We start from the raw sequence: 8,928 nt of genomic DNA on the forward strand, positions 1-8,928 counted from the left end.
TGAATCGCGAACCCATCTGTCCAAGAACGGGATTCCGCGCACCCAGTCGTATCGGGTCGGCAGTTGACCGCGCAGCCACCGCAGGGTGAGCCGGGTAGTACTCGGAAACGGAGTCCCGTCCATCCGGGCGATGACACGCAGCAGCCTGTCCTCCTGCTCGCGGTCGGCGTCGGGTGCCAGCTGACGCAACCAGCATCGCTGCCGGTAGCGCTGCATCCACCGCTCGACTACTTGGCCGGCGTCGTTGAGTTGCACGCCGCGGTGGTTGGTGCCGGTCCATACGTCGGTCAGCTTGTCGCCGAGTTCTGCATGCCAAATCAGCGGCGGCAGATCCTCGATCGCGACCGTCATACCGACGTGATTGACCGGGCTGTTCGACAAGGTCTGGATCGCGCGGTCGGGTCCGGATCGCCCACGAAACAGCCAGATGTCGCCGGTCCGGGTTGCCTCCAGCGCTTGGGTCAGACTCACCGCATGCGTTTCCACCACCGCACCATATGCGGATATCCGTGATTGCAGGATGCAGTCGCGAATAACCTTTGCGCATGCGCACCTTTTGGAAGTTGCTCGGGCTGGCCGGGGTTCTGGGGGTCGCCGCCGGCGGAGTGCTGGTGGCCCGCGATCAGCGTCGGCGCAGGGCTTACACGCCCGACGAGATCCGGGCCCGGCTGCAGCAGCGCCTGGCCGAGGCGGGCGATGAGCCCTAGGCGGCGACCGCGTAGAGGCGGTGGGTGCCGGCGAAGCCCTTCAACTCGGCCTCGCGGCCCTGGTCAAACGAGATGTCGTCGCAGTCGCTGATGGCGTCGCGCACGGTCTCGCTGACCAGGATCTCCCCGCCACTGGCCTGCCCGGCGACTCGTGCCGCCATCGCGACGTTACGGCCGAACAGGTCGTCGCCGCGGCGCACCGAGCGGCCCATGTGGATTCCAATCCGCACCCGAATGCCGTTGTGCCGCTTGCGTTGTGCTTCTTTCTGCAGCGCATGCTGGATGTCGATACCGCAGCGTACTGCCTGCTCGGCCCGAGCGAAGGCAATCATGAATCCGTCGCCCTGGCTTTTCACCACATACCCGGAGCGCTCCTTGACCAGCTTACGGACCAGCTTGTCGTGCTCACCGATCAACTTGACCCAGGCCCGGTCGCCGACCCGCTCGTTGAGCGCAGTGGACTCTTCGATATCTGAGAACAGAATCGCTACCTTGCCGTCGCCGGTGACCCGGGCCAGGTCCGGGCGTTCCACCTCGGCCCAGTCGGCGAGATCTTCGATGGAACTGCGCACCGCGGCGCCGAACCCCTCCTTACGCACCAGGTTCGCGGTCTGCCACACGGTCTTGACCGCCTCGCGACCGCCGGTCAGCAGCCAACTGCGGGGGTCGACGCGCTGGCGTAGTTCGGCGGCCTCCCGACGACTGCGGGTCAGCGCCGTCCACACGAAGGCCAGCGCGGCGGCCTCGATTACCGCGACGCCCGCCAGCGCGTAGACCGCGATCATCAACAGGCCGGGATCATGCATGCCATGCATCTTTCCTGATCAGCGTCGCCTGCCGTAGCGACAGTGCCGGATCGGCTGCGCGGGCCGCGAAAGATCAACTGCGGGAGCGGTTGCCGGGAGTCATCAAATCGCTTCGTGCCGGCGTCGCCCAATAGCCAACGTTTGCTTCCTGGTTGTCGGCCCCAACCGCAGTGTTTAGGGTTGGACCGGGCCGTGGCTTGACTAGTCGATTTTTCGTGGAGGTCACCGATTGGCCGAATGCGGCGATCGCGGTTCAGACCTGCTGGTGATCTTCGGCATTACCGGCGACCTGGCCCGCAAGATGACCTTCCGAGCCCTGTATCGCCTGGAGCGCCGGGAGGTTCTGCAGTGCCCGGTCTTGGGCGTGGCCAGCGACGACATCACGAAAGAGGAGTTGGTCAATCGGGCCCGCAAGGCGATCGCCGACAGCGGCGAAGAGCTGGACGGCAAGGTGTTCGACAGGCTGGCGGACCGGTTGTCCTATGTAAACGGTGACGTGACCGATACCGATCTGTACGACTCGCTGGCCGAGCGGATCGGTTCGAAGCGCGACTGTCTCTACTACCTGGAAATGCCGCCGTCGCTGTTCGCGCCAATCGTCGAGAACCTCGGTAAGGCCGGTTTGCTGGAGCGATCGCGCGTCGCGTTGGAGAAGCCATTCGGCCACGACCTGGCTTCCGCGCTGGAACTCAACGCTCGGCTGCATGCGGTGCTCGACGAGGAACAGATCCTGCGGGTGGACCACTTCTTGGGCAAGCAGCCAATCGTCGAATTGGAATATTTACGCTTTGCTAACCTGGCGCTCGCCGAGCTGTGGGACCGTGACAGCATTTCCGAAATCCACATCACGATGGCCGAAGACTTCGGGGTGCAGGACCGCGGCCACTTCTACGACGCGGTGGGCACCTTGCGTGACGTCGTGCAGAACCATCTGCTGCAGGGGCTCGCCCTGGTCGCGATGGAACCCCCGGTCGGATCCAGCTCGGACGACCTCAACGACAAGAAGGCCGAAGTGTTCCGCGCGATGCCCGCGGCGGATCCCGACCGATACGTGCGGGGGCAGTATGCGGGCTATACCGACATTGACGGGGTCGCGAAAAATTCACAGACCGAGACCTTCGTCGCGCTGCGGTTGGAGATCGACAACTGGCGCTGGGCCGGGGTGCCGATCTTCCTGCGGGCCGGAAAGGCGCTGCCGGAGAGGGTGACTGAAGTCCGGCTCTTTCTGCGGCGCACCCCGCGATTGGCATTCCTGCCCGAATCCACACGGGTGGAGGGGAATCAGATCGTGTTGCGTATCGACCCGGAGCCCGGGCTGCGCCTGCAGTTGACCGCCCAGGGTCGGCACGGCTGGCAAGACGTGCATCTGGACTCCTTTTTCGCCGAGGATCTGGGCGAACCGATACAGACCTATGAGCGCCTGCTGCATGCCGGATTGACCGGCGATCGTCAGCTGTTCGCGCGTGAAGACATCATCGAAGAAACGTGGCGCATTGTGCAGCCACTCCTCGACACCCCCGGCAAGGTCCACCGCTACGAACCCGGCTCATGGGGGCCCGACGAGGCACAGTCACTGCTGCGTGGTCATCGCGGTTGGCAACAGCCGTGGCTGGGCGGTAATCACACTGCATCACGGTAAGGAGAACAGACATGCAGCTAGGGATGATCGGCTTGGGCCGGATGGGCGCGAACATCGTCCGCCGGCTGGTCAAAGACGGGCACGAGTGCGTGGTGTACGACCGCAATCCCGAGGCGGTCAAGGCGATGGCCGGCGAAGACAAGATCACCGGGGTGTCCTCGCTGTCGCACTTGGCCGACCAGCTCACAAAACCTCGAGTCGTCTGGGTGATGGTGCCTGCCGGCGATATCACCACCGCGGCGATTAAGGAGCTAGTCAACACGCTGCAACCCGGCGACATCGTGATAGACGGTGGCAACACCTATTACCGCGACGACATCCGGCACGCAAATATGCTGTCCGAGCGCGGGATTCGGATGTTGGACTGCGGCACCAGCGGCGGCGTTTGGGGCCGCGAGCGCGGCTACTGCCTGATGATCGGCGGGGACGCGGATGCGTTCTCGCACGCCGAGCCGATTTTCGCCAGCGTCGCACCCGGGGTGGACTCGGCGCCGCGCACCCCGGGTCGAGAAGGTGAGGTCGCTCAATCGGAGCAGGGGTACTTGCACTGCGGCCCTGCCGGGGCGGGGCACTTCGTCAAGATGGTGCACAACGGGATCGAGTACGGCATGATGGCGTCGCTTGCCGAGGGGCTAAACATCTTGCGCAATGCCGACATAGGCAAGCATGTGCAGGAAGGTGACGCCGAAACCGCGCCGCTGTCGTGCCCCGAGTTCTACCAGTACGACTTCGATATCCCGGAGGTTGCCGAGGTGTGGCGCCGGGGCAGCGTCATTGGCTCGTGGCTGCTGGATCTGACCGCGATCGCGTTGCGGGAGTCGCCCGACTTGCATGAGTTCTCGGGGCGCGTCTCTGACTCCGGCGAGGGCCGCTGGACTTCCATCGCGGCGATCGACGAGGGAGTTCCCGCGCCGGTCCTGACGACCGCGCTGCAGTCCCGCTTCTCGTCGCGTCAGCTCGATGACTTCGCCAATAAGGCGCTGTCGGCAATGCGTAAGCAGTTCGGTGGGCACGCGGAAAAACCAGCGAACTAACAGGTTTGACTAGTCGCCGGGGCAACCGTTGAGGGCGCGGTAGATGAACTCGGTCAAGGTGTCGATGGCCTCCTCGTCGTCGACGCGTCGACCGCCGAACCGGCCTTCGGACAGCTGCCAGTGGTAGCTGAACCCGTCGAGCAGTCCGGCGAACATCGCCAGCACTAAGTCGGGTGGTCCCGGCAGGCTGCGCCCGGCTTTGGTGATCGGGTCCAAATGATCATCCAAGTGGTCGACGCTCCCGGCCGTCATCTCTTCCAGCTGCGCGCCGAACTCGGCGTTGACCAGAGCAGCCTGCCGAAGCGCGGTCAGTTCGACCGCGTGGCGACTGTAGAACCGCCAGTAGTTCGCGACGTGCCAGCGGACGGCTTCGCGGTCGCTGAAGTCTGCGCGGTGTTGCGAGTCCGGTGCGAAAATCGCTGCGTCGCTTTCGGCTAATGCGTCGGTCAATAGCGCGGTGAGGAGCTCTTCCTTGCCGGTGAAGTGGTTGTAGAACGATCCGGCGGCGCGGCCGGCTTCGGCGGTGATGTCGGTGATCTTGGTGTTCAGGTAACCCTGACGCGCGAACACGCGCCGGGCGGCTGCCTTGAGCGCCGCCTCGGTGCTAGCGGCCTGTTCGGTGCGCTTCACCCAGTGGCCCTCCTTGACAGAAAAGCTAACACCGTCCAGACTGAATCAAAATTCACTGAAATTAGATTCATTAAAGGAGGCGGCATGCACGCAGACGTGCTCGTCGCCGGCGCGGGGCCGACCGGGCTCACATTGGCTCTGGACTTGGCGCGCCGAGGCATCCGAGTGCGCATTGTCGACAAGGCCGATCGCTTCTCGGTCGGATCACGCGGCGACGGGATCCAGCCACGCACATTGGAGGTGTTCGAGGATCTCGGCGTTATCGACGAGGTGGTTTCCGCCGGCATGTCGGCACCGGTGACCCGGATCTATGCCGACGACCGGGTGGTGTGGGAGGGCCGGATGGCTGAGCCGGCGGCACCGCGCTCCGATGTGCCCTATCCCAACGTGTGGTTCGTGCCGCAGTGGCGGACCGAGCAGATCCTGCGCTCGCGGCTGGCCTCCTACGGCGTGGAAGTCGGGCTGTGCGCCGGGGTGGTCGCGTTCGACCAGGACGACGACGGCGTAACTGCACGGCTGGACGGCGGCGAAACCTTGCGCACCGCGTATCTCGTCGGCGCCGACGGCGGACGCAGCACCGTTCGAGGTCAACTCGCGGTGCCGTTCGTCGGCGAGACCAACGAGGACATCACCATGTTGCTGGCCGATCTGCGCGTCGACGGCCTGGACCATGCTTACGGGCACGGCTGGATGCTCGACGAGGACAACTTTTTCGTGTTCACTCCGCTGGCCGGTGCCGACGACGCCTACGTCGTGGCGACCCGCGCGTCCGGGATCGAGCCCACCCTCGAGGCTCTCCAGCACACGCTCGACGTCGCATCCGGGCGCACCGACATTCGGCTGCGCGAACTGACCTGGCGCACGGTCTGGCGGCCCAATGTTCGCATGGTCCAACAGTTTCGGGTCGGCCGCGTCTTCTTGGCGGGTGACTCCGCACACGTGCATCCGCCGACCGGCGGCCAGGGGCTCAACACCGGTGTGCAGGACGCCTACAACCTGGGCTGGAAGCTCGGCGCGGTGCTCGCCGGGGCATCCGACGAGCTGCTCGACAGCTACCAAGCAGAGCGCCTGCCGGTCGCCGCGAGGGTGCTCGGCGTCAGCACCGCGCTGCTGGACAAGCAGTTGCGTGGCGCCGACGACGCGTTCGAGCGCGGCGAGGAAACTCAGCAGCTTGACGTGAGTTACCGACGCGGGCCGTTGACGCTCGACGACGGCTCCAGTTGCACGCTCGTAGCGGGTGATCGGGCGCCCGATGCGCCATGCCTAGACCGCCGATCTTCCAGCGGGCGGCCGATACGCCTGTTCAACTGCTATGCCGGACCGCACTGGACACTGCTGCGATTCGGGGCAACCGCGCCGACCCTCGACCGCGCGGGCGTGCGGTCCTACCGCGTCGGTGGCGATCTGATCGACGTTGATCGACACATCCTGGATGGCTACGACGTCAAAGACGGTGCGGCAGTGCTGATTCGGCCCGATGGCTACATCGGGGCCATCACGTCGCGACCGGTCGACTTGGCCGCTTACGCAGCCCGGGTGATGTCTTAGGTGAGTCAGTGCGTCACGAACGTCACCACGACGTCGCTGAAGGCGTCGTTGTCGTCGCCGGCTGCGGTGTGCCCGGCGTCAGACAGTTCCACGAACTCCGCGTTGGGCACGGTCTCCAGAAAGTGCCGCACACCTTCCAGGCTGACCACGTCGGACAGCTTGCCTCGGATCAACAGCACCGGAATCGTCAGGCCGGCGGCAGCGTGTTCGAATTTCTCGGTGCGTAGTTCCGGGTCGTCGCCCGGCTTGGTCATGAACGCCGGATCCCAATGCCAGTACCAGCGGCCGTTGCGCAGTCGCAGGTTCTTTTTCAACCCCTCCGGGCTGCGCGGCCTGGTCCGATGCGGCAGATACGCGGCGACGGCGTCAGCGGCCTCTTCGAGCGAGCCGAACCCATGGAGACCGCTGAACATGAACTCGCGGATGCGGGCGCTGCCGTTCTTCTCGAACCGTGGCACCACGTCGACCAGCACCAACCGCGTGACCCGGTCTGGTCCGGCCAGGTCGGCAGCGAGGATGCCGGTCAACCCGCCCATGCTCGCCCCGATCAGGTTCACCGGCCGGTCGATCGCGTCGAGCACCTGCATGACGTCGGCGGTCAACGTTTCGACGTCGTAGTCAGCGTCGGGCGCCCGATCACTGTCGCCGTGACCGCGGCTGTCCAGCGCGACCACGTGGAATCCCTCATCGGCTAAGACCTGGCCGGTGTTTTTCCAGGAGAACCGATTCTGGCCGCCGCCGTGCAGCATCAGGATCGTCGCCCGATCGGCGGCCGCCTCGGCGCCGCGGTTCCACTCATCGGCGACCAGGGTGAGTCCATTGACGCCCGAATACTCGACAGTCTGCGGAGTGCTGCTCACAGTAGTCATGGGCGTCCTCTCGGTTGATGGTGCTTTGACGTTACCTACAGCACTTTTGGATCATTCACCTGAGCGGTGAGTTTTGGTTGTCGCCGTGGTTGACCTGCTGGACGACCTGGACACCCCGGTGGCGCGCAGTAGAGCCGTTGAGTACAAAGCCGAGATCGCCGCGATTGACCGCAAGCTGGCGGCGGCGCTTCGGGTAAGCCTCGCGGGCAGGCTCATGGCACGCGGCCAGGACCTGCGGGAGCGGTGGGAGCAGATGGACGCCACGCTGCGCAGCCAGGTGATCGACGAGCTGATGGTGGTGACCGTGCTCCCGGCCAAGCGCGGGCGCGGCTTCGACGACGACTCAGTGGACATCGCGTGGAGGAAGACCATGAAGGATCAACTACTGGACCGCGCAGCGGGATTCGGCGTGGCCGATCATCGAGGGCGAGTGCGGGTGACGTTTGTGCAGAATTTCTGCCGACGCCTCGGCGCGAGATCCGCTTTGGCCGCGGCGTCGTGGCGGAGCGGGAGCGTACCGCCGTGTGACAGAACGTCAAACGACAAAGAGCGTGTCGGCAGGTGCGGGGATGCGGTCGTTCCGCGCGCAGGCGGTGCTCCACGATTCGATATATGCGCTTCGTTCTCGGCGTACCGCGGCGCGAGCGTGTTGTTCAAGTTGTTTTATGTGTTGGTCGCAGCCGCACAGCAGGTCCCGCGTTTGATAGGTGGCTTCTGTTGCGCGGGCCAGCTTCAAAGCACACGGCGCAGAGAGGGACCGTGGAAAACGTCCATTTACCGCTGTCAGTGCCACTGGTGAAGACAATGCCCCTGCTGTCAGTATTGGTGTAAGTCTCAGTAACTTTTCCGCCCAATTCAGCGGATGGTGAACAGAGGGGTGATCGTTGCGAAAGCTGTTCGTCTCGTACGCCCGCGAGAACAAACCCGTCGTCGACCAGTTGGTTGAGCACCTGCGCACGATGGGCTACGACACGTGGGTCGACGCCGCCCTTCGCGGCGGTCAAGACTGGTGGGACGAAATTCTGCGGCGCATCGCTGACACCGATGCGGTTATCGCGATTTACTCCTCGGCGGCCTTGAAGTCAATTGCGTGTGCTCGTGAATTTGAGTGGGCCGAGGCGTTAGGCAAGCCGCTGGTTCCGGTTGCGGTCGAACCGCCGCCGACAGCGTTACCCAGTCGCTTTGCTAGACGCCAGATCATCGACTACTCGGAGCCCGCCGAACGGGCCTTCGCCGCGTTGCAGTTGCAGGGTGCTCTGGCCGCACTGCCACCGTCGGCGCCGTTGCCGGACCCGTTGCCGGAACCGCCCGCGGCCCCGTTGTCTTATCTCACCGATATTATCGATCTCGTTACGCGAGCAAATGCGCTTGATCACGACCAGCAGCACCAGATTTTGCTTCAACTGGATCTCGCCCTTACGTCATTCGATCCGCTGGAGCGGCGAGGCGGCCGAGACATTCTGGAGCGGTTTAGCACACGTCACGACCTCTATGCCGATGTGGACCGCGCAATCACACGGCTTAGACGGCTGCCCGCCCAACCAGCGCAGGTCGACAGCAGCGAACCCGCGATCCGCGATGGAGCGGGCATTATCGCCGCTGAACCAACGGAGGATGCCCGTGACGTCGACACCGAGTTGGTAGGTCAAAGTCCCGACACAAGCGCAAAGGATGCTGGCGAACCCACCGGGGCGT

10 protein-coding genes are annotated in these 8,928 nt (G+C 64.6%); 6 read left to right on the top strand and 4 right to left on the bottom strand.

Going from position 1 to position 8,928, the window contains the following annotated elements; translation table 11 throughout:
- Positions 1–471, bottom strand: a 471-nt coding sequence (locus tag VEI45_RS02900) for a guanylate cyclase (RefSeq protein WP_414687387.1), incomplete at its 3' end; no start/stop codon positions are given.
- A 74-nt stretch (positions 472–545) separates the two neighbouring features.
- On the opposite strand from VEI45_RS02900, the gene VEI45_RS02905 reads away from it, so the two are divergent.
- Complete coding sequence (locus VEI45_RS02905) at positions 546–707, top strand: hypothetical protein (protein ID WP_324849962.1); 162 nt, start codon at positions 546–548, stop codon at positions 705–707.
- Here VEI45_RS02905 and VEI45_RS02910 read toward each other — a convergent pair.
- The gene (locus VEI45_RS02910; RefSeq protein ID WP_324849964.1) at positions 704–1,522 is read right to left on the bottom strand and encodes an adenylate/guanylate cyclase domain-containing protein; all 819 of its coding nucleotides are present in this window, start codon (positions 1,520–1,522) and stop codon (positions 704–706) included. The genes VEI45_RS02905 and VEI45_RS02910 overlap by 4 nt on opposite strands.
- Before the next feature lie 220 nt (positions 1,523–1,742).
- Here VEI45_RS02910 and VEI45_RS02915 point away from each other — a divergent pair, with 220 nt between their 5' ends.
- Positions 1,743–3,152 carry a glucose-6-phosphate dehydrogenase gene (locus VEI45_RS02915; RefSeq protein ID WP_324849966.1) on the top strand — a complete coding sequence of 470 codons (1,410 nt, stop codon included), beginning with the start codon at positions 1,743–1,745 and terminating at the stop codon, positions 3,150–3,152.
- Positions 3,153–3,163: 11 nt separating this feature from the next.
- Positions 3,164–4,186 (top strand): phosphogluconate dehydrogenase (NAD(+)-dependent, decarboxylating), encoded by a 1,023-nt coding sequence (gnd, locus tag VEI45_RS02920; protein WP_324849968.1) that lies wholly within the window; start codon positions 3,164–3,166, stop codon positions 4,184–4,186.
- Between the two features lie 9 nt (positions 4,187–4,195).
- Here gnd and VEI45_RS02925 read toward each other — a convergent pair whose 3' ends face one another.
- Entirely contained in the window at positions 4,196–4,816 is a 621-nt protein-coding gene (locus VEI45_RS02925; RefSeq protein WP_324849970.1) for a TetR/AcrR family transcriptional regulator, read from the bottom strand.
- Positions 4,817–4,900: 84 nt separating this feature from the next.
- On the opposite strand from VEI45_RS02925, the gene VEI45_RS02930 reads away from it, so the two are divergent.
- Complete coding sequence (locus tag VEI45_RS02930; RefSeq protein WP_324849973.1) at positions 4,901–6,364, top strand: FAD-dependent monooxygenase; 1,464 nt, start codon at positions 4,901–4,903, stop codon at positions 6,362–6,364.
- 5 nt (positions 6,365–6,369) lie between these two features.
- Here VEI45_RS02930 and VEI45_RS02935 read toward each other — a convergent pair whose 3' ends face one another.
- Positions 6,370–7,233: an alpha/beta hydrolase gene (locus tag VEI45_RS02935; RefSeq protein ID WP_324849975.1), complete on the bottom strand. Its 864-nt coding sequence runs from the start codon at positions 7,231–7,233 to the stop codon at positions 6,370–6,372.
- An 85-nt stretch (positions 7,234–7,318) separates the two neighbouring features.
- Between VEI45_RS02935 and VEI45_RS02940 the strand changes: the two genes are divergently transcribed.
- Together VEI45_RS02940 and VEI45_RS02945 are read left to right on the top strand one after the other, a co-directional pair.
- Positions 7,319–8,032, top strand: a complete 714-nt coding sequence (locus tag VEI45_RS02940) for a hypothetical protein (protein WP_324849977.1) — start codon at positions 7,319–7,321, stop codon at positions 8,030–8,032.
- An 85-nt stretch (positions 8,033–8,117) separates the two neighbouring features.
- Positions 8,118–8,928 (top strand): toll/interleukin-1 receptor domain-containing protein (locus tag VEI45_RS02945; protein WP_324849979.1); only part of this gene is annotated, 811 nt, incomplete at its 3' end.

The sequence above is a fragment of the Mycobacterium sp. genome, assembly GCF_035623875.1.
GTDB lineage: Bacteria > Actinomycetota > Actinomycetes > Mycobacteriales > Mycobacteriaceae > Mycobacterium.

Excerpts from the sequence above, each read along its gene's own strand:
- VEI45_RS02905 (WP_324849962.1), top strand. The coding sequence starts at position 546 with ATGCGCACCTTTTGGAAGTTGCTCGGGCTGGCCGGGGTTCTGGGGGTC.
- VEI45_RS02910 (WP_324849964.1), bottom strand. The coding sequence starts at position 1,522 with ATGCATGGCATGCATGATCCCGGCCTGTTGATGATCGCGGTCTACGCG.
- gnd (WP_324849968.1), top strand. The coding sequence starts at position 3,164 with ATGCAGCTAGGGATGATCGGCTTGGGCCGGATGGGCGCGAACATCGTC.
- VEI45_RS02930 (WP_324849973.1), top strand. The coding sequence starts at position 4,901 with ATGCACGCAGACGTGCTCGTCGCCGGCGCGGGGCCGACCGGGCTCACA.
- VEI45_RS02935 (WP_324849975.1), bottom strand. The coding sequence starts at position 7,233 with ATGACTACTGTGAGCAGCACTCCGCAGACTGTCGAGTATTCGGGCGTC.